The organism is Methylobacterium sp. Gmos3, assembly GCF_056430985.1.
Genome location: NZ_JBWJYL010000007.1, coordinates 219,761 through 242,773 on the forward strand (window position 1 = coordinate 219,761; position 23,013 = coordinate 242,773).

The following is a 23,013-nucleotide window of genomic DNA, read 5'->3' on the forward strand; positions in this document are numbered from 1 at the left end:
CGGTCGTCGCCAGCGGACAGGAGACCCGGCGGCAGTGAGCGTCGTGAGCGCCGCCGCGCTCCCTCCCCCGCAGAGGGGGGAGGGACAAGCTGGCGCAACGGGCAAGCCCAATGAGAATCCTCTTCCTCAGCCGCCGCTACTTCCCGGCCATTTCCGGGATGAGCGTCTACGCCCAGAACCTGCTGCGCGAGCTCGTCGCCGCCGGGCACGACGTCACCATGGTCTCGCAGTACCGGGGCGATGCCTTCGGCACCCGCGTCTATGGCGGCGGCCCGCCCCCGCCCGTGCCGGGGGTGAAGGTGATCGGCCTGGAACAAGTCGGCGAGCAGACCAACGGCGATTTCGAGCGCGACATCGCCACGATGGTCGAGACCATCTGCGCCGAGCACGCCAAGCAACCCTTCGACGTGCTCCACGCCCAGTACGGCTACCCTACAGGCTATGCCGTGCTGCTGGCCTCGAAGCGCCTCGGGGTGCCGAACGTCGTCTCGATCCAGGGGGGCGACGGCCATTGGGTCGGCTCGTGCTGCGAGACGCACCGCCTCGGGATGCGCGCCGTCCTCGACCACGCCAACGCCCTGCTGATCGGCGGCACCTCCTTTGTGAAGGAGGTGTGCGACCGGCTGGGCTCGGACCCCGCCCGCTTCACCATCGTGCCGGGGGCGGTGGATACCGCCCGGTTCGCGCAAGGCACGCCGGACGGGCTGCCGGAGGCGCATTCCGGCCCGGTGCGGATGCTCTACCACGGCCGCGTCGACCGCCGGAAAGGCGTGCTCGACTTCATCGAGGCCCTGACGCTCCTGCGCGAGCAGGGCACGCCCTTCGCTGCGACGATCTCCGGCATCGGCCCCGATGTCGACCCGGCCAAGGCGCTGGCCGAGGAACGCGGCTTCGGGCCGGACGCGATCCGCTTCACCGGCTACGCCGAGTACGACACCGTCCCCGCCCTCTACCGCGAGGCCGATGTCTTCGCCTCGCCGACCTACGCGGAGGGGTTTTCCAACACGATCCTCGAAGCCATGGCGGCGGGGCTCGCGGTGGTCTCCTGCCACGCCGTCGGCGTTTCGGATTGCCTGCGCGACGGGGAGAACGGCCTCCTCACCGAACCCGGCGACATCCCGGCGCTCGCCGCCTCGCTGACGCGGATCGTGACGGACGCACAGCTTCGCCACCGCATCGCCGCCGCCGGGCTGGAGGAGTGCCGCCGGGTCTATTCCTGGCGGGCGGTGGGGGCGCAGATCATGGGCGTCTACGCGGACGTGCTGCGCGAGCATCCCTCGCAGGACGTGCCGGACGAACTGCCGTTCGACCCGTCCTGCCGCTTCCGCGCAGAACCGCACCTGCTCTGACCGATGCCGACAGCCCTCGCGCTCTCGCCCCATCTCGATGACGCCGCCTTCTCGGCAGGTGGGCTGCTGACCACCCTCGCCGCCGGTGGCTGGCGGGTGGTGATGGCGACGGTCTTCACGCAGAGCGTATCGGCGCCGCAGGGCTTCGCCCTCGCCTGCCAACTCGACAAGGGCTTGGCCCCCGACATCGACTACATGGCCCTGCGTCGGGCCGAGGACGATGCGGCGGCGGAGGCGCTGGGCCTCGCGGCGCCCCGCCACCTGCCGTTCCGCGAGGCGCCGCACCGGGGCTACGCATCGGCGCCCGAGCTCTTCGCGGATGTGCGCGCGGACGACGCGATCGACCGGGACATCGCCCCGGCGCTCGCCGACCTCATCGCCGCCGAGGCGCCCGACCTCCTCCTCGCGCCGCAGGCGGTGGGCGGGCATGTCGATCATGTCCAGGTGGTGCGGGCCCTGCGGAGCCTCGCCCCCGCCGCGCCGATCCTGTGGTGGCGCGATTTCCCCTACACGGTGCGCGAGGCGACCCCGAAGGAACCCATGGCGCCGCTCTTCGCGGATCTGCCGGCGCGGGCCTTCGCGTTCGATGCGGAGGCGCAGGCGAGGAAGCTCGCGTCTTGCGCCGCCTATGCCAGCCAGATCGGCTTCCAGTTCGGCGGGCGGGACGGCTTGGCCGAACGCCTCGCGCGGGAAGCGGGCACCGAGCGCTACCGCCTCACGGGGACGCTGCCGCAGCCCTTCCCCGTCGCCGATGCGGCCTGAGCCCGAGGTGCCCAAGAGCCTCGCCGACCCGGCCGCCCTCGCCGCCCGTCGCGAGATGGCCTCCCTGCCCCATGTCGCCCCGATCCGGGATTTCGCCCGCCGGATCGCCACCGAGCGCGGCGCGCCGGTCCCCGATCCCGACCCCATGGACGGGGGCGTGAACGCGCGGCTCATGCTGCTCCTCGAAACGCCCGGCCCGATGGTGCTGCGCACCGGCTTCGTCACCCGCGACAGCGCGAACGGCACGGCCGCCAACCTGTTCCGCTTCCTGCGCGAGGCGGGCATCCCCCGTTCCGAGACGCTGATCTGGAACGCCGTCCCCTGGGTGATCCACGCGCCGGGCGCCCTGAACCGCGCCCCGCGCCGGAGCGAGGCGCGGGAGGCGAAGCCCTACCTCGCGCCGCTCCTCGACCTGCTGCCGCGCCTCGCCGTGGTCATCCTCGCCGGGCGCGTCGCGGGCCAGTGCGCCCCGGCGCTGGCGAACCTGCGGCCGGGCCTGCCCGTCATCGCAATTCCGCACCCGAGCCCGACCTATGTCTGCACCTCGCCCGAGGTGCCGGCCCGAATCCGGCGGGGCCTCGCGGAGGCGGCGGCCGCGCTGCGGGTGAAGATCAGGCGCCTGCCGGCTTGACGCTCAGCCGCAATCCGAGCGCCTTCAGGACGCCGATCAGCGTATCGAGCTGGGGATTGCCCTTCTCGGACAAGGCTCGATACAGGCTTTCCCGCGAGCGACCGGTTTCCTGGGCGATCTGCGCCATGCCACGCGCCCGTGCGACGTCGCCGATGGCGGCGGCGACGAGGCCCGGATCGCCATCCTCGAGCACGGCTTCGATATAGGCGGCGATGGCGGCTTCGTCCTGCAGGTGTTCCGCCACGTCCCAGACAGTGGTGTCGAGTGCCATCGTCAGACCTCCCCGGCCATGCTTATCGCCCGCTCGATGTCCTGAATTTGCGTCCGCTTGTCTCCACCGCAAAGCAGGATCACCAGTTCCTCGCCTCGCTGCGTGTGATAAACGCGATAGCCCGGGCCGTAATCGATCTTCAATTCGGCGACGCCGCCGTGCAGTACGCGGTGTTGGCCGGGATTGCCCAGAGAGAGCCGCCGGATCCGCGCGTTGATGCGCGCCTTGGCCTGGACATCGCGCAGGTCCGCCAGCCAGGCGGAGAACACGCGCGTCTGCCGGATCGTCGTCGTCATGCCGCGATGTAGCTTTTGAGCTACAAACTCGCAAGGGGCCGTGTCGAGCCGATTCCGCCATCACCTCTTGTTTCTTCGGATTGCATACGGCCTCGCTGGCCATCACCGCCGGTTCGGCTTACATGGCGGGCGACGGGCCGCGGTCCGGGATGATCCGGCATGGGGCTTCGCACCCGTCCGGCCCGCGCGAGCGAGGGGACGGACGCCGAACGGCATGAATTTCCAGGGGCAGCATCGGGATGATGTCGCCTCGGCCAAACCGGTCGAGGACGCGAAGCGCGGCGACGCGGGCAAGATGCGCTTCAGCCGCAACCGCTTCGCATGGATCGGTACCGTCGCCAGCATCGTCCTGGTGGCCGTATCCCTCGGCGTACTGTGGAAGCTCGTGCAGAGCGTGTCCTGGGCGGAGGTGACCGACGCCCTGCACAATGCGTCCGCCCGGCAGCTCGGCCTCGCCTTCCTGTTCGTCGGAATCAGCTACCTGTTCCTCACCGGCTACGACGCGCTGGCGTTGCGGCAATTGCGGATCAAGGTGCCCTACCGCATCACCGCGCTCGCCTCGTTCACGAGCTACGCGGTGAGCTTCACCCTCGGCTTCCCCCTGCTGACGGCGGGGACGATCCGCTACTGGATCTACGCCCGCCAGGGGCTCTCCGCCTCGAAGATCGCCGCGCTCACGGTGATCGCCGGCTTCACCTTCTGGCTCGGCATGGGCGTGGTGCTGGGCCTGTCCCTCATCATCGAGGCGGGGCAGCTCGCCGGGCTCGCCTTCACCTCCATCCGGCTGAACCAGGGCGTCGGCTTCGCGGCGCTGCTCGCCGTGCTCGGCTACCTCGCCTGGGTCTCGGCCAAGCGCCGCAGCGTCACGGTCAAGCAATGGCGGCTCGAATTGCCGGGCGCCTCGGTCTCCATCGGCCAGATGATCGTCGGCATCGGCGATGTCTGCGCGGCGGCGGCGGTGCTCTACGTGCTCCTGCCGCAGCAGACGGGCATCGCCTTCACCACCTTCCTCGCGATCTACGTGCTGGCCGCGATGCTCGGCATCGCCTCCAACGCACCGGGCGGGATCGGCGTGTTCGAGGCCACGATCCTGCTGGCCCTGTCGAGCCTGCCGCGCAACGAGGTGCTGACCTCGCTGCTGCTGTTCCGGGGCTGCTACTACGTCGTGCCCTTCGTGACCGCTTTGGCGATGCTCGGCCTGTACGAGATCGTGAAGCGGGCGGGCGGCGCCCGCGACCGCGAGGCGGAGCGGCTGGCCGCCCCGCCCGAGGGCACCGCCGGCCCCTCCGGCAAGCCCTGGCCGGATCAGCGCGAAGGCTGACCGGGAGACCGCGCCGTGATCGACGATCCTCGAAGGCCGGCGGCCTGGAGCGGCGCGGCGATCGCGGGCGGATCGATGTTCGCCGTGCTCGTCTGGGAGGGGAGCCTCGGTGTCGTCACGGCGCTGGGCCTCGTGGTCGCCGTCGGCCTCGGCGGGCTGATCGCCGGGCGGAGGAGGGCGCAGCCGCCGACCCGGCCCATCGCAAGTACCCCGCGCCACGCGGTCGCCGAGGCGCTGCTCGCCCATATTCCCGATCCGGTGATCCTGGTGGACCGGCGCACCCGCGTGCTGGAAGCCAACCCGGCCGCGCGCTCCCTTCTGCCGGCCCTGCACCTGTCGCACCCTCTCGCCTTCGCTCTCCGCAACCCCGAGATCACCGACGCGGTGGAGGCGGTGCTGAGCGGAGGCCCGCCGCAGCGGGTCGCCTACCAGACGCGCGTGCCGATCGAGCAGGCCTTCGAGATCCAGATCGGCCCCCTGCGGATGCCGGACGGGTCCGGACCCGGCGCGATGCTGTTCCTGCGTGACCTCACCTCGGCCCACCGGCTCGAATCGATGCGGGTGGATTTCGTGGCCAATGCCAGCCACGAGCTGCGCACGCCCCTCTCGTCGCTCCTCGGCTTCATCGAGACCCTGCAAGGCCCCGCCCGCGACGACGCGGCGGCACGGGAGCGTTTCCTGGAGATCATGCGCGTCCAGGCGCAGCGGATGCGGCGGCTGATCGACGACCTGCTGTCGCTCTCGCGGATCGAGCTGCGCGAGCACCTTGCGCCGACCGGCACGGTCGATCTCGGAGGGCTCGCCCGGCAGATGGTGGACACGCAGGCGCCGCTGGCCGCCGCCCGCGGGGCGAGCGTCACGCTCCTCGACGGCCATGGACCCTATCCGGTCCAGGGCGACGCCGACGAACTCATGCGCGTCATCGAGAACCTGATCGAGAACGCCGTGAAGTATGGCGGCGGCGAGATCCGCGTCGGCCTCGCCCGCGAGCACAACCCTCACCACGGGGCGCGCATCGTGCTGACCGTCGCCGATGACGGCCCCGGCATCCCGCCCGAGCATATCCCCCGGCTGACCGAGCGGTTCTACCGGGTCGATGTCGCCTCGAGCCGCGCGCGCGGCGGCACCGGTCTCGGCCTCGCCATCGTCAAGCACAGCCTGCGCCGCCATCGGGGCCGGCTGACCATCGAGAGCGATGTCGGGAAGGGCACCGTGGCCCGCGTCAGCCTGCCCGAGTATCGGGCCGGGGCGGATCAGGCCTGATACGGCCCGATCCCGAGCCCGTCCTCGACGCGGCCGATCCAATCGCGCAGGTGGGGGTAGGGGGTGAGGTCGAACCCACCCTCATGCGCCATGCGCGTATAGGCGACGAGGGCCACGTCCGCGAGGCTCAGCGCCTCGCCGGCGAAGTAGGGCGCGCGGCCGAGGCTCGCCTTCATCAGGCGCAGCGCATCCTCGCCCCGCTCTTTGAGCTTCGGATCGAGCTCCGCCGGATCGCGGCGCAGGTAGTGGAGCTGATAGCGCCGCACGGCGATGTAGGGCTCGTGGCTGTACTGCTCCCAGAACATCCATTGCAGCATCCGCGCCCGTGCCAGCGCGGCTGACGGGATCAGCGCCGAGCCCTCCGCGAGGTAGGCGATGATCGCGTTCGACTCGGAGAGCACCTCACCGCCGGGCAGTACCACGAAGGGCACGCGTCCCGCCGGGTTGAGGGCGAGCAGGGCGGGCGTCCGCGTGCCACCGGCCGGCACATCGACCTCCTCCCAGGTGAAGGGCAGGCCGAGATGGGCGGCGACCCACTTCACCTTCAGGCAGTTCCCCGAGCCGGAATCACCATAGATCGTCAGCGGCTGCATCGCGGGTCCCTCACCGGAATCAACGGCCTAGGATCACACGCAAACGCGTTGGTTCAACCAGCTTTCTTCAGATATTCCCCTCATCCTGAGATGCGGCGACAGCCGCTTCGAATACCTCATCCTGAGGTGCCGTCGCGAAGCGGCGGCCTCGAAGGAGGGCTCCAGCCTGCCGCGCGATCCCTGGAGCCCTCCTTCGAGGCCCGCTGACGCGGGCACCTCAGGATGAGGGGAGAGGGTGGGGGCCGCCTCGATGTGATCGGTCGTTGCCCAGTTCGCGGAAATCACGCGGAAGCGTCAAGCGAGGCCCGGCGGACTTGAACCCCGGGAGCCGAGGGCCTAGCTCAGCCGCGAGAGGCCACGTCCTCCCTCCCGCACGCGGGAGTTGAAGTCCGGGACGGCCCGGCCCTTTACGGAGAGGGCCGCCATGGCTTGGATCATCCTCATCGTCGCCGGTCTGCTCGAGGTCGTGTGGGCCTTCGCGATGAAGCAGTCGGACGGCTTCACGCGCGTGTGGCCGACCGTGATCATGGTCGTGGCGATGATCGGCAGCGTCGGCCTCCTGGCCCTGTCCATGCGGACATTGCCGCTCGGCACCGCCTACACGATCTGGACCGGCATCGGCGCGCTGGGCGCCTTCATCGTCGGCATCATGGTGCTGGGCGAGGACGCGAGCCTCGCGCGCCTCGTCGCGGCGGGGCTCATCGTGTCCGGCCTCGTGACGATGAAGCTCGCCACCGCCGCATGACGGCAGCCCTTGACCTTCCCACGATGGGAAGGTCCATCTGAGGGGGCATGGATACGATCCCTTCCTCCTCCGTGCCCGGGCGGACCCGCCTGAGCCTGCCCGTCGAGGGCATGTCCTGCGCGGGCTGCGTCTCGCGCGTCGAGCGGGTGCTCAGCGCCCTCCCCGGTGCCAGCGACGTCTCAGTGAATCTCGCGACCAAGCGGGCGAGCCTCGCGCTCTCCGGCGGACACGCCCCCGCCGAAGTCGCCGCCGCCCTCAAGACGGCGGGCTACCCCGTGGCCACCGCCGAGACCGTTCTGCCGATCGAGGGGATGCATTGCGCCTCCTGCGTCGGCAAGGTCGAGCGGGCGCTCGCCGCCGTACCCGGCGTCACCGAGGCGAGCGTCAACCTCGCCGCCGGGCAGGCGCTGGTGCGGCACGGGGAGGGCGTCGTCGCGCCCGCCGACCTCGCGGCGGCGGTGAAGGCGGCGGGCTATTCGGCCCTGCTGCCGGAGGAGGCCGCCAAGGTCGATCAGGCCGAGCGGCGCGAGGCCGAGGCGCGGGCGCTGCGGCGCGATTTCATCGCTGCCGCCCTGCTCTCGGCGCCCATCGTCATCCTCGACATGGGCGGGCACTTCGCCGGCCACGGAATGCCGGCCTTCCCCCTGCTCCAGGCCCTGCTGGCGACCCTCGTGCTGGCCTGGCCGGGGCGGCGCTTTCTCGCCACCGGCATTCCCGGCCTCCTGCGCGGCCACCCGGACATGAACGCCCTCGTCGCCCTCGGCGCGGGCGCGGCCTACCTCTACTCCCTGGTCTCGGCGCTCGCCCCGCAGGCGATGCCGGACGGCGCGGCGCATCTCTATTTCGAGGCGAGCGCCGTCATCGTCACCCTGATCCTGCTCGGGCGCACCCTGGAGGCGCGGGCGCGCGGACGCACCGGCCAGGCCATCGCCCGGCTGATGGATCTGTCGCCGAAGACCGCGCGGGTGGTCCGCGACGGCGCCGAGCGCGAGGTGCCGCTGGCGTCCCTCAGGGTCGGCGACGTGGTGCGGGTGCGCCCCGGCGAGCGCATCGCCGCCGACGGCATGGTGATCGCGGGCGAGAGCCGCGTCGACGAGAGCATGGTGACGGGCGAGCCGGCGCCCGTCCGCAAGGCAGCGGGCGCCGAGGTGGTCGGCGGCACGCTGAACGGCGGGGGCAGCCTCGACCTGCGCGTCGGCGCGGTGGGGGCCGCGACCGTGCTCGCGCAGATCGCCGCCATGGTCGAGCGGGCGCAGGGCGGCAAGCTGCCGATCCAGGCGCTGGTCGATCGCGTGACCGGCCGGTTCGTGCCGGCGGTGATCGGCCTCGCGATCCTCACCTTCCTCGCCTGGATGCTCCTCGCGCCGGCGCCCGCCCTGGGTCCGGCCCTCGTCCATGCGGTGGCGGTGCTGATCATCGCCTGCCCCTGCGCCATGGGGCTCGCGACCCCCACCGCGATCATGGTCGGCACCGGCCGGGCGGCCGAGCGCGGCGTGCTGTTCCGCGACGGCGCCGCCTTGCAGGCGCTGGAAGGGGTGAAGGTCGTCGCCCTCGACAAGACCGGCACCCTCACCGAGGGGCGCCCGACGCTCGCCGGTTGCGAGACGATCTCCGGCCTCGCCCCGGACGAGGCCCTTCGCCTCGCGGCGGGGCTCGAGGGCCGCTCCGAACACCCCCTCGCGGGGGCGATCATCGCGGCGGCGCGGGGGCGTGGGCTCGCCCTGCCGGAGGCGGAGGGCTTCGAGGCCGTCGAGGGCTTCGGCGTCGCCGGCCGGGTGGAGGGCCGCGCGGTGGCCGTCGGCGCCCCGCGCTATCTCGACCGCCTCGGCATTGTCCACGATGCCGGATTGATGGCACGGGCAAAGGAATGGGCCGAGGCCGGCATGAGCCCGGTCCACCTCGTGCTGGACGGGCGCCACGCGGCGGCCTTGGCCGTCACCGATCCGGTGAAGGCGGGCGCGGAGGAGATGGTCGCCGCCCTGCGCGGGCGCGGCATCACCGTGGCGATGGTGACGGGAGACGATCCCGGCGCCGCCGCCGGGGTCGCGCAGCGCCTCGGCATCGCGGAGGTGGCGGCGGGCGTGCTGCCCGGCGGCAAGGCCGAGGCGGTCCGGCGGTTTCGCGCGGCGCACGGACCGGTCGCCTTCGTGGGCGACGGGGTGAACGACGCCCCGGCGCTCGCGGAGGCCGATGTCGGGCTCGCCATCGGCACGGGCACCGATATCGCGGTGGAGAGCGCCGATGTGGTGCTGATGTCCGGTGCGCCGGAGGCTTTGGGCGCCGCCTTCGACCTGTCGCGGGCGGTGATGGCCAACATCCGGCAGAACCTGTTCTGGGCCTTCGCCTACAACGCGGCGCTGATCCCCCTCGCGGCGGGGCTGCTGGTGCCGCTTGGCGGGCCGTCCCTGTCGCCGATCCTGGCGGCGGGGGCGATGGCGCTGTCGAGCCTGTTCGTCCTTGGCAACGCCCTGCGGTTGCGCCGTGCCGCGCCGAGGCCGGCATGAGCGAGAACACCGTCACCGTGGGAGAGGCCGCCCGGCTCACCGGCGTGTCGGCCAAGATGATCCGCTGGTACGAGGCGCGGGGCCTGTTGCCGCCGGCCGCGCGCTCGGCCGCCGGCTACCGCCATTACGGCGAGGCCGAGATCCGCACCCTGCACTTCGTCAGGCGCGCCCGCGATCTCGGCTTCGACGTGGAGGCCATCGCGGAACTGCTGGCCCTGTGGAGCGACCGGGAGCGCCCGAGTGCGGCGGTGAAGGCCATCGCGCAGGCGCGGATCGCGGAGCTGCATCGCCGCATCGCCGCACTTGAGGGGATGGCGCGCAGCCTGGAGCGTCTGTCGGCCGATTGCTGTGGCGACGAGCGGCCCGATTGCCCGATCCTCGACGATCTCGCGGCCGGCGCGCCGCCACCTGCGCGGGGGAAGACGTTCACGCGGCGGCCTCTGGCGGGTTGACGCCGCATCTGGCCTCCGGCTTGCTCGGGGCTCCAGGACGCGTCTCCAACGAATTCAGGCCGGCATGCCCGTCCCCGCACCGATCCAAGCCCTGTCCGGCCCGATGGCCTCGTGGCGGCGCACGCTCCACGCCCATCCCGAGCTGCTCTACGACGTGGAGCGCACGGCGGATTTCGTCGCGGCACGCCTGCGCGAGTTCGGCTGCGACGAGGTCGCCACCGGCATCGGCCGCACCGGGGTGGTCGGCGTGGTGCGCGGCCGGGGACGAAGCTCGAACCGCGCCATCGGCCTGCGCGCCGACATGGATGCCCTGCCGATCCAGGAAGTGCGCGATCTGCCCTATCGCTCCACCGTGCCGGGCAAGATGCACGCCTGCGGCCATGACGGCCACATGGCGATGCTCCTCGGCGCCGCGAAGTACCTCGCCGACACCCGCGATTTCGACGGCAGCGCCGTGCTGATCTTCCAGCCCGCCGAGGAGGGCGGGGGCGGCGGCGAGGCGATGGTCGAGGACGGGCTGATGGAGCGGTTCGGCATCGAATCGGTCTATGGGATGCACAACATCCCCGGCATGGCACTCGGCACCTTCGCCGTGCGGCCCGGCCCGATCATGGCGTCCACCGACCGGTTCACCATTACCATCGAGGGGCGCGGCGGCCACGCCGCCCTGCCGCAGAACGCCATCGACAGCGTGCTGGTGGCCAGCCACGTCATCATCGCCCTGCAGACGATCGTCTCGCGCAACCTCGACCCGCTGCAATCGGCGGTCGTCTCGGTCTGCGCGCTCGATGCCGGCGAGGCGTTCAACGTCCTGCCGCAGTGCGTGACCATGCGCGGCACGGTTCGCACCTTGTCGCAGGAGGTCCGCGAGGCAGTGAAGGCGCGGCTCGAAGCGCTGGTGCGCGACGTCGCAGCGGGCTTCGGGGCCACGGGCCGGGTCGAATTCGGATCGAGCTATCCCGTCACCGAGAACCACCCCGCCGAGACCGACTTCATGGCCGGCGTCGCGGAATCGCTGGTCGGGCCGGAGCAGGTCGACCGCGCGGTGGCGCCGATGATGACGGCCGAGGATTTCTCCTACATGCTCGGCCGCCGGCCCGGCGCCTACATGTTCATCGGCAACGGCGACAGCGCCTCGCTGCACCACCCGCTCTACGACTTCAACGACGAAGCCGCCCCCTACGGCGCCGCTCTCTGGGCGCGGCTGATCGAGACCGGGTTGCCCGTGGGGAGTTAGTTGGCAACGGCCTTGGGCGGTCGCCCGCCCGTGTGGCCGTTCTCCCGCGCGGGCGCAGCCGTCAGGGCAGAGCGGGGACGGCCTCCCCCGGCTTCGCGTTGTGCCGCCATCCAGCCTTCCGAGCCCAGGATGCCCTGAAGGACGGCGGGCACGTAGAGGTTGGCATCCAGCATGGGCCAGTGCAGACCGAGACCGGACGGGCTGATCTCGATGACCGCGAGTTCGCCGGGGCCAGCCTCTGCCAGCCCCTCGGCGAGGCGTGGCGGAAAGGCGACCTGAACGCCCGTGCTCAGTTCGATCACGATGCGGTCGGCCTCCCTGTCGTAGCGTGCCGACAGAGCGAAGCCGTTCCGCCGCAGCGCGGCCATCCGCTCCTCGGCCTGTCGGACGTCCTGCTGAGTGACGGCCATGAATGGCACTCCATTCCGCGCATAAGATTGCGAGCACCCGAGCCACCTCGTCAATGATCAGGCCAAGGTCGCGCCGGTTGAAGCCGAAACTTTCCCGCAGGCTCGGCGGTCCCTTAGGGCAGTGCAGGATGAAGACTGCTTCACCCTCCGAACCCTTCACGTGGACATGGGCGGGGCGGTGGTCGTTCGGATAGATGACCACACGCAACCCATCGAATCGATAGACGACCGGCATGGCCGATCGCTATCAAAACCCGCTCGCTTGGGAAATTATGCCCCGGGACTGCCCCCAGTTTTAGCGCTCCTCATCCCCCATACCGCGCCTTCAGCAGCGCATAGGCCAGCCGCGCGGTCTGCACCTCGCCGCCTTCGGGGCGGGCGGGCTTGGACGAGGGGTTCCAGCCGTAGAGGTCGAAATGGCCGTGTCGCTTCGTCTTCGGGGCGAAGCGGCGCAGGAACAGGGCCGCCGTGATCGCCCCGGCGAAGGGGCCGTTCGACACGTTGTTCAGGTCGGCGATCTTCGAATCGAGCATCGCCGCATAGGGCTGGTGCAGGGGCATCCGCCAGATCGGGTCCATCGCCCGCGCGCCGGCCTGCGCCACCTCCTGCGCCAGGGCCTCGTCCTCGGTGAAGAAGGCCGGCAGATCGGGGCCGAGGGCGACGCGGGCCGCGCCGGTCAGGGTCGAGAAATCGAGGATCAGGTCGGGCGCCTCCGCATCCGCCAGCGCCAGGGCGTCGGCCAGGATCAGACGGCCCTCGGCATCGGTGTTGCCGATCTCGACCGTGAGACCGGCGCGGCTGCGCAGCACGTCGCCGGGGCGGAAGGCGTTGCCGGCCACCGCGTTCTCCACCGCCGGGATCAGCAGTCGCAAGCGCAGGTTCAGCCCCGCGCCCATCGCCATGTCGGCCGTCGCCAGGGCAACGGCGGCCCCGCCCATGTCCTTCTTCATCAGGAGCATGGCCGAGGAGGGCTTGATGTCGAGGCCGCCCGTATCGAAGGCCACACCCTTGCCCACCAGCGTCACGCGCGGCGCATCCTCAGGCCCCCAGGTCAGGTCGATGAGGCGGGGAGGGCGCGTCGCCGCCTCGCCCACGGCCTGGATCAGGGGGAATTCGCGCGCCAACGCGTCGCCCTGCACCACCTGGATCGCCGCACCGTGCTTCTTGGCCAGGGCCCGGGCGGCGGCCTCGATCTCGGCGGGGCCGAGGTCGTTGGCCGGGGTGTTCACGAGGTCGCGGCCCATCGCCACCGCTTCGGCGATGCGCGTTACCTCCGCGCCGTCGACGTCCTCCGGCGCGACGAGGCAGGCCTTTGCGCCGTCGCCCTTGCGGTAGCGGTCGAAGCGATAGCTGCCGAGGAGCCAGGCCAGGGATGCGGTGAACGGGTCCGGCGCGCCGTCGAGGCGATAGGCGCCCACCGGCAGCATCGTCGGCAGGCGCCCGCCGATCAGCGGGTCGGCGCCCGGTGCGTCCGGGTCGCCGAGGCCGAACAGCACCCGCGACAGGCTTCCATCCGCCGCCGGCAAGTAGGCGAGGCTCCCCGCCTTGGCGGTGAAGTCGGTCGCCCAGGCGAAGGCGCGCTCGGCGGCGGTGAGGGTGTCTTCCCAGCCGCTCGCGCGCAGGCAGGTCACGCCGATGGCGGGCGTGTCGGCCGGCAGAAGCTCGGTGATGGAGCTGCCCTGTGCCGCTGCGGACTGACTCATGGACCCTCGCGCATGGTGCGGGACGGGCGCCCGGCGCGCCCTTAACCCCGGATTAGGCTTAACGGTCTATCACCGTGGCGACGGGACGGAGAAGCGGGGTCCGCGCGATCCGGGCCGCCGTCGTCCGAGCGCGTGCGGAGCGTATGATGATCTCGGCCTCGAATGCCCGTCGCGGGTTCGTCGTCCTCGCCGTCGCCCTGGCGCTCGGCGCCTGCAACACCGACGGCCCCGAGACCACCGGCTCCCTCGGCACCGTGAATGCCGGCGCTTCTGCCGCCGCGACCGCCCGCCGCGATCTCGACGGCCTCGCCGAGGCCTACAAGGCCAACCCCAACGATCCCCGCGCCGCGTTCCGCTACGCCCGTGCCTTGCGGGCGACGGACCAAATCAACCAGGCCAGCGCCGTGCTGCAGCAGGCCGCCCTGCGCAACCCGAAGGATACGGTGATCCTCGGCGCCTACGGCAAGTCGCTGGTGGAGGCCGGGCGCTATCGCGAGGCGCTCGAAGTTCTGTCCAACGCCCACACCCCGTCCAACCCCGATTGGCGGATCCTTTCGGCCGAAGGCTCGGCCTCGGCGCAGATGGGCGATCAGGCCCGCGCGCAGAGCTTCTACGAGGCGGCCCTGAAGATCCGCCCGAACGAGCCCTCGCTCCTGTCGAATCTCGGCCTGTCGTATGCGCTGTCGCGCGACCTCGACAAGGCCGAGGAGACGATGCGGCTGGCCGTCTCCCTGCCCGGCGCCGACGCGAAGATGCGGGCGAACCTCGCCCTCGTGCTGGGCCTCAAGGGGCGCTACGCGGAGGCCGAGTCGGTGCTGCGTCAGGACATGGGTCCCGACGAAGCCGCCGCCAACGTCGCCTCGCTGCGCCGGCTGGCCGCCTCGCCGAACAAGTTCAAGGAAGGCTTGGCGAAGGCGCAGCGGGGCTGACCTCGCACCTCCCTTCGAGGGCTCCGTCGCCCGCGTGATCCCAACCTCCGCCTCATCCTGAGGTGCCCGCATCAGCGGGCCTCGAAGGAGGGCTCCCGCCTGCCGCCCGATCCCTTGAGCCCTCCTTCGAGGCCGCCCCTTCGCGCCGGCACCTCAGGATGAGGGGGAACGTTGGGATCGGCGGTCAGTGACCGGACCTCAAACGAGGGAACGGCAGGAGCGCCACGCACGACACCCGCCCGTTCGTGTCATCACGCCCCCGTAGCGGGCACATTCGAAACGTTCTATACGGGCGACGGCTGCGCCGCGCGGCATTCAGGGCGTCCAAATCGCCCCCCGCGCACCGTTCGATCCGGGCACTCCCGGGGCGGCGCGCGCCCGTCGGGCGCTAAACAGGCCGAACACCTTCGTGGCGCGGGTTATGCCTGCGCGTGTTCGACATCTCGCAGCGAGGATACGACCAGCCGTGGCATCTCTCGATAGCTTCAAGGCCCGCCAGACCCTGACCGCAGGGGGCAAGACCTACACCTACTACTCGATCCCCGAGGCCGAGAAGAACGGCCTCGCCTCCGCCACCGCGCTGCCCTTCTCCATGAAGGTGATCCTGGAGAACCTTCTGCGGTTCGAGGACGACCGCTCGGTCAAGAAGGCCGATGTAGCCGCCGCCGTGGGCTGGCTGGAGCAGAAGGGCAAGGCCGAGGTCGAGATCGCCTTCCGCCCGAGCCGCGTGCTGATGCAGGACTTCACCGGCGTGCCGGCGGTGGTCGACCTCGCCGCGATGCGCGACGCGATGGTGGCGCTCGGCGGCGACCCGCAGAAGATCAACCCGCTCGTGCCCGTGGATCTCGTGATCGACCACTCGGTCATCGTCGATGAGTTCGGCACCCCGAAGGCGCTCGGCGAGAACGTCGCCCTCGAATACGCCCGCAACGGCGAGCGCTACACCTTCCTGAAGTGGGGCCAGTCGGCCTTCGACAACTTCTCCGTCGTGCCCCCGGGCACCGGCATCTGCCATCAGGTGAACCTCGAATACCTGTCGCAGACGGTCTGGACGAAGAAGGAAGGCGCGGAAGAGATCGCCTACCCGGATTCCCTCGTCGGCACCGATTCGCACACCACGATGGTGAATGGCCTCGCCGTGCTCGGCTGGGGCGTCGGCGGCATCGAGGCCGAGGCGGCCATGCTCGGCCAGCCGCTCTCGATGCTGATCCCCGAGGTCGTCGGCTTCAAGCTGTCGGGCAAGCTGCCCGAGGGCACGACCGCCACCGATCTCGTGCTCACCGTCACGCAGATGCTGCGCAAGAAGGGCGTGGTCGGCAAGTTCGTGGAGTTCTACGGCCCCGGCCTCGACGACATGCCCGTCGCCGACCGCGCCACGATCTCCAACATGGCCCCCGAATACGGCGCCACCTGCGGCTTCTTCCCCGTCGACCAGAAGACAATCGACTTCCTGAAGGTCACCGGCCGCGCCGACGACCGGATCGCCCTGGTCGAGGCCTATGCCAAGGCGCAGGGGATGTGGCGCGACGCCCAGACCCCGGACCCGGTCTTCACCGACACCCTCGAGCTCGACATGGGCACGGTGCAGCCCTCGCTGGCCGGCCCGAAGCGCCCGCAGGACCGGGTCCTGCTCGCCGACGCCAAGGCGGGCTTCGCCGGCTCCATGCAGAGCGAGTTCAAGAAGGGCGGCGACATCTCCGGCCGCTTCCCCGTCGAGGGCACCAACTTCGACATCGGCCACGGTGACGTGGTGATCGCGGCGATCACCTCCTGCACCAACACCTCGAACCCGAGCGTGATGATCGGCGCCGGCCTGCTCGCCCGCAACGCGGTCGCCAAGGGCCTGCGCTCCAAGCCGTGGGTGAAGACCTCGCTCGCGCCCGGAAGCCAAGTCGTGGCCGAGTATCTCGAGAAGGCGGGCCTTCAGGACAGCCTGGACGCGCTGGGCTTCAACCTCGTCGGCTTCGGCTGCACCACCTGCATCGGCAATTCAGGCCCGCTGCCGGCGGCGATCTCGAAGGCGATCAACGACAACGACGTCGTGGCCGCCGCCGTGCTCTCCGGCAACCGCAACTTCGAGGGCCGGGTGAACCCCGACGTGCGGGCGAACTACCTCGCCTCGCCGCCGCTGGTCGTCGCCTACGCGCTGGCCGGCTCGATGCAGATCGACCTCGTGAAGGAGCCGCTGGGCACCGGATCGGATGGTCAGCCGGTCTACCTCAAGGACATCTGGCCCTCGGCCGCCGAGATCCAGAGCTTCATCGAGAAGACCATCACCTCCGAGCTGTTCAAGAGCCGCTACGCCGATGTGTTCGGCGGTGACGACAACTGGAAGGGCGTCGAGGTGACGGAGGCCGAGACCTTCGCCTGGAACGGCGGCTCGACCTACGTGCAGAACCCGCCCTACTTCGTCGGCATGCAGAAGACCCCGGCGCCGGTCACGGACATCGAGGGTGCGCGCATCCTCGGCCTGTTCCTCGACTCGATCACGACGGACCACATCTCGCCCGCCGGCAACATCCGCGCCGCTTCACCGGCCGGTGAGTACCTGCAATCGCACCAGGTGCGCGTGCAGGACTTCAACCAGTACGGCACGCGGCGTGGCAACCACGAGGTGATGATGCGAGGCACCTTCGCCAATATCCGCATCAAGAACCAGATGGTCCGCGATCCGTCGGGCAACGTGGTCGAGGGCGGCTACACGCTGTTCCAGCCCTCCGGCGAGAAGATGTTCATCTACGACGCGGCGCAGAAATACGCCGCCGAGGGCACGCCGCTGGTCGTCTTCGCCGGCAAGGAATACGGCACCGGCTCCTCGCGCGACTGGGCGGCCAAGGGCACCAAGCTGCTCGGCATCCGCGCCGTCATCGCCGAGAGCTTCGAGCGCATCCACCGCTCGAACCTCGTCGGGATGGGCGTCGTCCCGCTGGTCTTCCAGGGCGACACGAGCTGGGATTCGCTGGGCCTCAAGGGCGACGAGACCGTCACGATCAAGGGTCTGGCGGGCGAGCTGAAGCCGCGCCAGACGCTGACCGCCGAGATCAAGTCCTCGGACGGCTCGGTGAAGCAGGTCCCGCTGACCTGCCGCATCGATACGCTCGACGAGCTCGAATATTTCCGCAACGGCGGCATTCTGCCCTACGTGCTGCGCTCGCTCGCGGCGTAAGGTACGATCCGGTGTGACGAAAGGGGCGGTGCCGTTGGCGCCGCCCCTTTTTCGTGCCGTGACGGTGCGCACACATCAATCGTGCGCAAGCTTGTCGCCGTTCGGGCGCGCCCCATGTTCTGGTCCCGCAGCCAGGACATGATTCATGACGTCATTCGTGAGGACAACGTTGGCCGGCTTCGCCGTCGCCGGGTTCTTTGGCCTGACGGCCATCGCCCAGGCCGCCCCGCCCGAGCGGTTGCGGGGCACGATCGAGTCGGTGGAGCCGAACGCCCTCATCCTGATGACCCGCGACGGAAAGACCGAGCGCTTGGCGCTGGCGGACGACGCCAAGGTGTCCTGGGTGATCCCGGCGAGCCTGGACCAGATCAAGGAAGGCACCTTCATCGGCACCGCCACGAAGGGCGAGAACCCGATGACGGCCCTCGAAGTCGTGCTGTTCCCCGAGGCCATGCGCGGCACGGGCGAGGGGCAATATCCGTGGGATGAGATCGCCGACACCACGGGGGCCGGGGGCGCCAAGGTGAAGAGCGCCATGACCAACGGCACCGTGAAGGCCGAGACCACGGGGAGCACCGCGCACCCGAAGGTCAAGAGCGCCATGACCAACGGCACGGTGAAGACCGAGGCCGGCAAGGACGGCACCAAGACGCTCACCGTCAATTACGGCAGCGGCCAGTCGAGCACGATCCTCGTGCCCTCGTCCGCCCCGGTCGTAACCTTCGAGCCCGCCGGGCGAACCGCTCTCAGCAAGGGCGCGAAGGTGTTCGTGGTCGCAACCCGCAACGACGGCGGCTTGACGGCGACGCGCGTGGCCGTCGGCAAGGACGGCCTGACCCCGCCGATGTGACCGGTTCGGTCCCCGAAATTCCTGTCCCCCCTCATCGGAGCCAAGTCCCCATGACGTCTGCTACCCTTCGCCTGGCCGCCGCCGGCCTCGTCACGCTCGCCGGCATCACCGGAGCGTCCGCCCTGGAGCGCGTGCGCGGCACCATCGACAAGGCCGATGCCAGCTCGCTCACCCTCAAGACCGAGTCCGGCGGCACCGAGACCATCGCGCTCACCGGCGCCAAGGTCGTGTCGGTGGTCCCGTCGAGCCTCGACCAGATCAAGGAAGGCACGTTCATCGGCACCGCCACCAAGGGCGAGAACCCGATGACGGCGCTGGAGGTGGTGCTGTTCCCCGATTCGATGCGCGGCACCGCCGAGGGCCATTACGGCTGGGACGCGATCACCGACCACACCGCCACGGGCGGCGCCAAGGTGAAGAGCGCGATGACCAATGGCACCGTGAAGGCCGAGACCTCCGCCGGCCCGAAGGTGAAGAGCGCCATGACGAACGGCACGGTGAAGGCGGACAAGGCGGCGGCCGGCGGTGAGCGGACGCTTACGGTCACCTACGACAAGGATGGCTCGAAGCAGATCGTCGTGCCGCCTTCGGCCCCGATCGTGGCCTTCGAGCCGGCGGACAACACCGCGCTCAAGCCGGGTGCGAAGGTGTTCGCCGTGGTCGACAAGGACGGCGGCAAGATGGACGGCAAGCTCGTCGCGGTCGGCAAGGACGGCCTGACCCCGCCGATGTAAGGCGAGGGTTTCCCCTCTCCCCGCTTGCGGGGCCGTTGTGGCATCCAGGCGGCCCCAGACACCCTGACCGTCATTGCGAGGCGGAGCCGAAGCAATCCAGGGCGCGACCCGTCCGGATGAGACTGTGCCGTCTGGATTGCTTCGCTCTCGCTCGCAATGACGGGGTTTGGTGATCCGGGGGGCGGTGCCGCATCCGGCACCGTCGCTCCCCTCTCCCGACCCCCTTTGGGGGCCACCCTCCCCCGCCGAGGGGGGAGGGCATCGCGGAGGGCTTACTTCAGCCCGACCTTGTACTCGCCTTCCGTCTTGGCGCGGATATCCTCCTCGCTGACACCGTCGGCGAGTTCGATGAGCGTCATGCCGCCATCGCCCTTCTTGTCGATGGTGAAGACGCCGAGGTCGGTGATCACCAGATCGACCACGTGCGTGCCGGTGAGCGGCAGGTCGCATTCCTTGAGGAGCTTCGGGCTCTCGGTGCCGTCCTTGTTCTTGGCGACGTGCTCCATCACCACGACGACGCGCTTCACGCCCGCCACGAGGTCCATGGCGCCGCCCATCCCCTTCACCATCTTGCCGGGGATCATCCAGTTGGCGAGGTCGCCGTTCTGGGCCACCTGCATGGCGCCGAGGATCGACAGGTTGATGTGCCCGCCCCGGATCATCCCGAAGGAATCGGCGGAGGAGAAGTAGCTCGTCGTCGGCAGGGCGGTGATCGTCTGCTTGCCGGCGTTGATCAGGTCCGGGTCCTCCTCGCCCTCGTAGGGGAAGGGGCCCATGCCGAGCATCCCGTTCTCGGATTGCAGCTGCACCGACATGCCGTCGGGGATGTAGTTCGACACCAGCGTCGGGATGCCGATGCCGAGGTTCACGTAGAAGCCGTCTTCCAGTTCCTTGGCGGCGCGTGCCGCCATCTGCTCGCGGGTCCAGGCCATGGTGGTCTCCTCTCCCTCGATCAGTGCGTGCCGCCGCCGGCCGCAGCGGCCGGGGTCGCGTCGCCGCGCTTGCGGGTGGTGCGCTGCTCGATGCGCTTCTCGCCGGTGTTCACCGCGATGATCCGCTTTACGAAGATGCCCGGCGTGTGGATCGTGTCCGGGTCGATCTCGCCCGGCTGCACGAGGTGCTCGACCTGCGCGACCGTGACCTTGGCGGCGGTCGCCATCATCGGGTTGAAGTTGCGCGCGGTCATCCGGTAGCGGAGGTTGCCCTCGGTGTCGCCGGTATGGGCGTGGACGATGGCGAGGTCGGCGAAGAGGCCGCGCTCCATCACGTAATCCTCGCCGTCGAACTGGCGGGTCTCCTTGCCCTCGGCCACCTTGGTGCCGAAGCCGGTCTTGGTGAAGAAGGCGGGGATGCCCGCGCCGCCGGCCCGGATGCGCTCGGCCAGCGTGCCCTGCGGGTTGAATTCGATCTCCAGTTCGCCGCCGAGATACTGGCGGGCGAATTCCTTGTTCTCGCCGACGTAGGACGAGATCATCTTGGCGACTTGCCGGGTCTCCAGGAGCTTGCCGAGGCCGACACCGTCGATGCCGGCGTTGTTGGAGACGATGGTGAGGCCCTTCACGCCCGACGCCTGAACCGCGTCGATCAGCTCGTCGGGGATGCCGCACAGGCCGAAGCCGCCGCACATGATCATCATGTCGTCGCGCAGGAGGCCGGCCAGCGCCTCCGTCGGACCCTTAAAGACCTTCCGCATCGAACCGTCCTTCCTCCCGTCGGCCTCTGCTGAGCCGGTAAGCATGATCCGGGCCTGCTCTTCCCGATTCCGGGCGCCGGGTCCAGTGCCCCGAGCGGCAGCGGGGCCGATCCGTCATGCACGCGACTCACAGCCCCCCGTGTGGATGGGATCGCGCGGGCAGACAAAAGCGTCGGAAGCCGTTAAGGACTTGGACACTCGACGAGCCCTGCCGGGCCGCGCCGGCCCGCAGGCCGCGTCGCGGCGTGGTTTTTCCGGAGCCCGATGTCGCCGCGCCGCCTGTTCCTCTTCCTCGCCATCGGCGCCCTCGCCGTCGCCGGGCTCGGCCTGCGCGACTGGCCGATGGGGAAGGACCGGGCCGTCGCCGTCGCGAACGGGCCGCTGGCCGCCTATGGCCTGACCCTGACGGCGTCCGGCCCCGCATCCTTCCGGCTGCTGCCGTTCCCCGCCCTCTCACTGGGAGCGGTGCGCATCGCCGATGCGAGCGGGCCGACCCTCATCGAGAGCGACCGCCTGATCGCCGACATCGATCCGGTCGGCCTCGCCACCGGCCGTTCGCCCATCGGCGGATTGCGCTTCGAGGGCGGTCGGCTCGCGGCCGAACGCGCTGCCTGGACGAGCCCGGTGTCGCGCATCCGCGAGGGCGTCGGTGGCGGGCAGCACCCACCGCGTGTCACCATCACCGGGGCCGATCTCGGCGGCGGTGAGGAGGTGCGCGGCATCGATCTCGACGTCGCGTGGCCGTTCTGGAGCGGCGCGGTCGCGGCCAAGGCGAGCCTGACATGGCGCGGCGTGCCGGCCCGGCTTTCGCTGTCGCGCCTGCGGCCGTCCGACCTGATCGACGGCCACCGCAGCCCCTTCGTCGCGGAGGCGACATGGCCGGGCGGGGCCCTGTCCCTCGACGGCCTCGCCCTCCTGCCCGCCGAGGCGGCGGGCTCGCCCTCCCTCTCGGGCCGGGCGCGGTTCGAGACGACCTCCCTGCCGCAGACCCTGGCCTGGCTCGGCCGCGACGCGCCGCTCGCCCCGCTGACGAACAGCTTCAGCCTGGAAGGCACCTTCGAGGCGCAGGGTCGGGCGGTGTCCTGGCCGATCCTGCGGATCGGCACCGGCAGCACGGTCATGGAGGGGGCGGGCGCTGTCTCACTGGGGAGTGGCGAGACGCCGCGCCTCTCCATCCAGGCGACGCTCGCGGCCGAACGGCTCGACCTCGCGCCGCTTGCCGGCGCCCTGGTGAAGCTGTTCGAGGATGGCAGCGCCCCCGTCGCCCTCGCGCCCCTCAGCCGGGGCGATCTCGACCTGCGCATGTCGGCCTCCGAGGGGCAAGTCGGGCCTGTCACGTTGGGCGATCTCGCCGCCAGCGTGCTGGTGCGCGACGCCGCCGTCGAGGTCGCGGTCAACCGCGCCCGCTTGAGGGATGGGGTGCTCAAGGGCCGGCTCACCCTCACCAGGGGCGCGAACCCGGCCGAGACCGACATGAAGGCGCAAGGGGGGCTCGATCAGGTCGATCTCGGCGGGCTGATGAGCGATCTCGGCGGCAGCCGCTGGGTGACGGGGCCGCTGCAGGGGCAGTTCTCCCTCGAAAGCCACGGGAAGGACGTCGCCGCGCTGATCGGCGGGATCGGCGGCCGGGCCAGCGTTTCCATCGAGGGCGGCGCGCTCTCGGGGCTCGACCTGGCCGATGTCATCCACCGCAACGGCGGCCTCGCGCCGGGGGCGCTCGCCCGGCGCAACGGCCGTACGGGCTTCGAGAAGGCCACGATCGCCCTTCGCTTCACCGACGGGATCGGCGAGATCACCGAGGCGGACCTGCGCGGCGCGGGTGTCGCCGCGACCCTGCGGGGACAGGTCTCGCTGCCGGACCAGCGCCTCGACATGATGGCGCTGCTGGCCCCGCGCCAATCGCCGAACGGCGCCCGCACGGTGCGCATCGCCATCGCCGGGCCATGGGACGCGCTCACCACCGAAGCGCAACGGGGCGATGCCGACGACCCGGCGGGCCAGAACTCCTCGCTCGCCCGGATGCGCGGCATCCTCCAAGTCCCGGCGGCTCTCGGCCTGCCGGTCGATATCCGCGCCTACGCGCCTTGAGCGCACTGGTGGCGCG

Annotated in this window: 21 protein-coding genes and 1 pseudogene; 14 read left to right on the forward strand and 8 right to left on the reverse strand. The window is 70.6% G+C overall.

The genetic code is table 11. The features are described from left to right. The first annotated feature begins 110 nt into the window (after positions 1–110). From ACS5Q7_RS16260 to ACS5Q7_RS16270, 3 genes are read left to right on the forward strand one after another with little or no spacing between them, the layout of a single operon-like run. Positions 111–1,349 carry a glycosyltransferase family 4 protein gene (locus tag ACS5Q7_RS16260; RefSeq protein WP_478340339.1) on the forward strand — a complete coding sequence of 413 codons (1,239 nt, stop codon included), beginning with the start codon at positions 111–113 and terminating at the stop codon, positions 1,347–1,349. A gap of 3 nt (positions 1,350–1,352) precedes the next feature. Beyond that, entirely contained in the window at positions 1,353–2,111 is a 759-nt protein-coding gene (locus ACS5Q7_RS16265; protein WP_478340340.1) for a PIG-L deacetylase family protein, read from the forward strand. Then, the gene (locus ACS5Q7_RS16270; protein WP_478340341.1) at positions 2,101–2,742 is read left to right on the forward strand and encodes a uracil-DNA glycosylase; all 642 of its coding nucleotides are present in this window, start codon (positions 2,101–2,103) and stop codon (positions 2,740–2,742) included. Before ACS5Q7_RS16265 ends, ACS5Q7_RS16270 begins: the two co-directional genes overlap by 11 nt. Here ACS5Q7_RS16270 and ACS5Q7_RS16275 read toward each other — a convergent pair. Together ACS5Q7_RS16275 and ACS5Q7_RS16280 are read right to left on the reverse strand one after the other, a co-directional pair. Next, positions 2,723–3,013, reverse strand: coding sequence for an addiction module antidote protein (locus ACS5Q7_RS16275; protein ID WP_478340342.1), 291 nt, complete (start codon positions 3,011–3,013; stop codon positions 2,723–2,725). The genes ACS5Q7_RS16270 and ACS5Q7_RS16275 overlap by 20 nt on opposite strands. 2 nt (positions 3,014–3,015) lie before the next feature. Continuing rightward, positions 3,016–3,309, reverse strand: coding sequence for a type II toxin-antitoxin system RelE/ParE family toxin (locus tag ACS5Q7_RS16280; protein WP_478340343.1), 294 nt, complete (start codon positions 3,307–3,309; stop codon positions 3,016–3,018). A gap of 214 nt (positions 3,310–3,523) precedes the next feature. Between ACS5Q7_RS16280 and ACS5Q7_RS16285 the strand changes: the two genes are divergently transcribed. Beyond that, positions 3,524–4,630, forward strand: a complete 1,107-nt coding sequence (locus tag ACS5Q7_RS16285) for a lysylphosphatidylglycerol synthase domain-containing protein (RefSeq protein ID WP_478340344.1) — start codon at positions 3,524–3,526, stop codon at positions 4,628–4,630. 15 nt (positions 4,631–4,645) lie between these two features. After that, positions 4,646–5,893, forward strand: a complete 1,248-nt coding sequence (locus ACS5Q7_RS16290; RefSeq protein ID WP_478340345.1) for an ATP-binding protein — start codon at positions 4,646–4,648, stop codon at positions 5,891–5,893. Here ACS5Q7_RS16290 and ACS5Q7_RS16295 read toward each other — a convergent pair. Beyond that, entirely contained in the window at positions 5,884–6,486 is a 603-nt protein-coding gene (locus tag ACS5Q7_RS16295) for a glutathione S-transferase family protein (RefSeq protein ID WP_478340346.1), read from the reverse strand. The two genes, ACS5Q7_RS16290 and ACS5Q7_RS16295, sit on opposite strands and share 10 nt — an antisense overlap. Before the next feature lie 424 nt (positions 6,487–6,910). Here ACS5Q7_RS16295 and sugE point away from each other — a divergent pair, with 424 nt between their 5' ends. The 4 genes from sugE to ACS5Q7_RS16315 all read left to right on the forward strand — a co-directional run bounded on the left by sugE (position 6,911) and on the right by ACS5Q7_RS16315 (position 11,424). Continuing rightward, positions 6,911–7,231, forward strand: a complete 321-nt coding sequence (gene sugE, locus ACS5Q7_RS16300) for a quaternary ammonium compound efflux SMR transporter SugE (RefSeq protein ID WP_478340347.1) — start codon at positions 6,911–6,913, stop codon at positions 7,229–7,231. A 47-nt stretch (positions 7,232–7,278) separates the two neighbouring features. After that, positions 7,279–9,735 carry a heavy metal translocating P-type ATPase gene (locus tag ACS5Q7_RS16305; protein WP_478340348.1) on the forward strand — a complete coding sequence of 819 codons (2,457 nt, stop codon included), beginning with the start codon at positions 7,279–7,281 and terminating at the stop codon, positions 9,733–9,735. Then, a complete protein-coding gene (cueR, locus tag ACS5Q7_RS16310; RefSeq protein ID WP_478340349.1) occupies positions 9,732–10,187 on the forward strand; it encodes a Cu(I)-responsive transcriptional regulator in 456 nt (151 codons plus the stop codon). Before ACS5Q7_RS16305 ends, cueR begins: the two co-directional genes overlap by 4 nt. 64 nt (positions 10,188–10,251) lie before the next feature. After that, complete coding sequence (locus ACS5Q7_RS16315; RefSeq protein WP_478340350.1) at positions 10,252–11,424, forward strand: M20 aminoacylase family protein; 1,173 nt, start codon at positions 10,252–10,254, stop codon at positions 11,422–11,424. Here the strand turns inward: ACS5Q7_RS16315 and ACS5Q7_RS16320 are convergent. From ACS5Q7_RS16320 to ACS5Q7_RS16330, 3 genes and pseudogenes are all read right to left on the reverse strand, one after another. Beyond that, a complete protein-coding gene (locus ACS5Q7_RS16320; protein ID WP_478340351.1) occupies positions 11,421–11,834 on the reverse strand; it encodes a DUF2442 domain-containing protein in 414 nt (137 codons plus the stop codon). The genes ACS5Q7_RS16315 and ACS5Q7_RS16320 overlap by 4 nt on opposite strands. Before the next feature lie 22 nt (positions 11,835–11,856). After that, positions 11,857–12,069: pseudogene (locus ACS5Q7_RS16325) on the reverse strand (DUF4160 domain-containing protein); the annotation flags it as partial. 70 nt (positions 12,070–12,139) lie between these two features. Further along, entirely contained in the window at positions 12,140–13,537 is a 1,398-nt protein-coding gene (locus tag ACS5Q7_RS16330) for a leucyl aminopeptidase family protein (RefSeq protein ID WP_478340352.1), read from the reverse strand. Positions 13,538–13,680: 143 nt separating this feature from the next. Between ACS5Q7_RS16330 and ACS5Q7_RS16335 the strand changes: the two genes are divergently transcribed. From ACS5Q7_RS16335 to ACS5Q7_RS16350, 4 genes are all read left to right on the forward strand, one after another. Continuing rightward, positions 13,681–14,466: a tetratricopeptide repeat protein gene (locus ACS5Q7_RS16335; protein WP_478340353.1), complete on the forward strand. Its 786-nt coding sequence runs from the start codon at positions 13,681–13,683 to the stop codon at positions 14,464–14,466. A gap of 466 nt (positions 14,467–14,932) precedes the next feature. Next, positions 14,933–17,632, forward strand: a complete 2,700-nt coding sequence (gene acnA / locus ACS5Q7_RS16340) for an aconitate hydratase AcnA (protein ID WP_478340354.1) — start codon at positions 14,933–14,935, stop codon at positions 17,630–17,632. Between the two features lie 145 nt (positions 17,633–17,777). After that, complete coding sequence (locus ACS5Q7_RS16345) at positions 17,778–18,482, forward strand: metal ABC transporter permease (protein WP_478340355.1); 705 nt, start codon at positions 17,778–17,780, stop codon at positions 18,480–18,482. Between the two features lie 50 nt (positions 18,483–18,532). Further along, complete coding sequence (locus ACS5Q7_RS16350) at positions 18,533–19,216, forward strand: metal ABC transporter permease (RefSeq protein ID WP_478340356.1); 684 nt, start codon at positions 18,533–18,535, stop codon at positions 19,214–19,216. A 272-nt stretch (positions 19,217–19,488) separates the two neighbouring features. Here ACS5Q7_RS16350 and ACS5Q7_RS16355 read toward each other — a convergent pair whose 3' ends face one another. Then, a complete protein-coding gene (locus ACS5Q7_RS16355; protein ID WP_478340357.1) occupies positions 19,489–20,148 on the reverse strand; it encodes a 3-oxoacid CoA-transferase subunit B in 660 nt (219 codons plus the stop codon). 20 nt (positions 20,149–20,168) lie between these two features. Next, positions 20,169–20,909, reverse strand: coding sequence for a CoA transferase subunit A (locus ACS5Q7_RS16360; RefSeq protein ID WP_478340358.1), 741 nt, complete (start codon positions 20,907–20,909; stop codon positions 20,169–20,171). A 264-nt stretch (positions 20,910–21,173) separates the two neighbouring features. On the opposite strand from ACS5Q7_RS16360, the gene ACS5Q7_RS16365 reads away from it, so the two are divergent. Continuing rightward, positions 21,174–22,997, forward strand: a complete 1,824-nt coding sequence (locus tag ACS5Q7_RS16365; protein WP_478340359.1) for an AsmA family protein — start codon at positions 21,174–21,176, stop codon at positions 22,995–22,997. The last annotated feature ends 16 nt before the right edge of the window (positions 22,998–23,013 follow it).

Excerpts from the sequence above, each read along its gene's own strand:
- ACS5Q7_RS16275 (WP_478340342.1), bottom strand. The coding sequence starts at position 3,013 with ATGGCACTCGACACCACTGTCTGGGACGTGGCGGAACACCTGCAGGAC.
- ACS5Q7_RS16365 (WP_478340359.1), top strand. The coding sequence starts at position 21,174 with ATGTCGCCGCGCCGCCTGTTCCTCTTCCTCGCCATCGGCGCCCTCGCC.
- sugE (WP_478340347.1), top strand. The coding sequence starts at position 6,911 with ATGGCTTGGATCATCCTCATCGTCGCCGGTCTGCTCGAGGTCGTGTGG.
- ACS5Q7_RS16285 (WP_478340344.1), top strand. The coding sequence starts at position 3,524 with ATGAATTTCCAGGGGCAGCATCGGGATGATGTCGCCTCGGCCAAACCG.
- ACS5Q7_RS16280 (WP_478340343.1), bottom strand. The coding sequence starts at position 3,309 with ATGACGACGACGATCCGGCAGACGCGCGTGTTCTCCGCCTGGCTGGCG.
- ACS5Q7_RS16265 (WP_478340340.1), top strand. The coding sequence starts at position 1,353 with ATGCCGACAGCCCTCGCGCTCTCGCCCCATCTCGATGACGCCGCCTTC.
- cueR (WP_478340349.1), top strand. The coding sequence starts at position 9,732 with ATGAGCGAGAACACCGTCACCGTGGGAGAGGCCGCCCGGCTCACCGGC.
- ACS5Q7_RS16335 (WP_478340353.1), top strand. The coding sequence starts at position 13,681 with ATGATGATCTCGGCCTCGAATGCCCGTCGCGGGTTCGTCGTCCTCGCC.
- ACS5Q7_RS16320 (WP_478340351.1), bottom strand. The coding sequence starts at position 11,834 with ATGGCCGTCACTCAGCAGGACGTCCGACAGGCCGAGGAGCGGATGGCC.
- ACS5Q7_RS16270 (WP_478340341.1), top strand. The coding sequence starts at position 2,101 with ATGCGGCCTGAGCCCGAGGTGCCCAAGAGCCTCGCCGACCCGGCCGCC.
- ACS5Q7_RS16350 (WP_478340356.1), top strand. The coding sequence starts at position 18,533 with ATGACGTCTGCTACCCTTCGCCTGGCCGCCGCCGGCCTCGTCACGCTC.
- ACS5Q7_RS16345 (WP_478340355.1), top strand. The coding sequence starts at position 17,778 with ATGACGTCATTCGTGAGGACAACGTTGGCCGGCTTCGCCGTCGCCGGG.
- ACS5Q7_RS16355 (WP_478340357.1), bottom strand. The coding sequence starts at position 20,148 with ATGGCCTGGACCCGCGAGCAGATGGCGGCACGCGCCGCCAAGGAACTG.
- ACS5Q7_RS16305 (WP_478340348.1), top strand. The coding sequence starts at position 7,279 with ATGGATACGATCCCTTCCTCCTCCGTGCCCGGGCGGACCCGCCTGAGC.
- ACS5Q7_RS16330 (WP_478340352.1), bottom strand. The coding sequence starts at position 13,537 with ATGAGTCAGTCCGCAGCGGCACAGGGCAGCTCCATCACCGAGCTTCTG.
- ACS5Q7_RS16315 (WP_478340350.1), top strand. The coding sequence starts at position 10,252 with ATGCCCGTCCCCGCACCGATCCAAGCCCTGTCCGGCCCGATGGCCTCG.
- ACS5Q7_RS16260 (WP_478340339.1), top strand. The coding sequence starts at position 111 with ATGAGAATCCTCTTCCTCAGCCGCCGCTACTTCCCGGCCATTTCCGGG.
- ACS5Q7_RS16360 (WP_478340358.1), bottom strand. The coding sequence starts at position 20,909 with ATGCGGAAGGTCTTTAAGGGTCCGACGGAGGCGCTGGCCGGCCTCCTG.
- ACS5Q7_RS16295 (WP_478340346.1), bottom strand. The coding sequence starts at position 6,486 with ATGCAGCCGCTGACGATCTATGGTGATTCCGGCTCGGGGAACTGCCTG.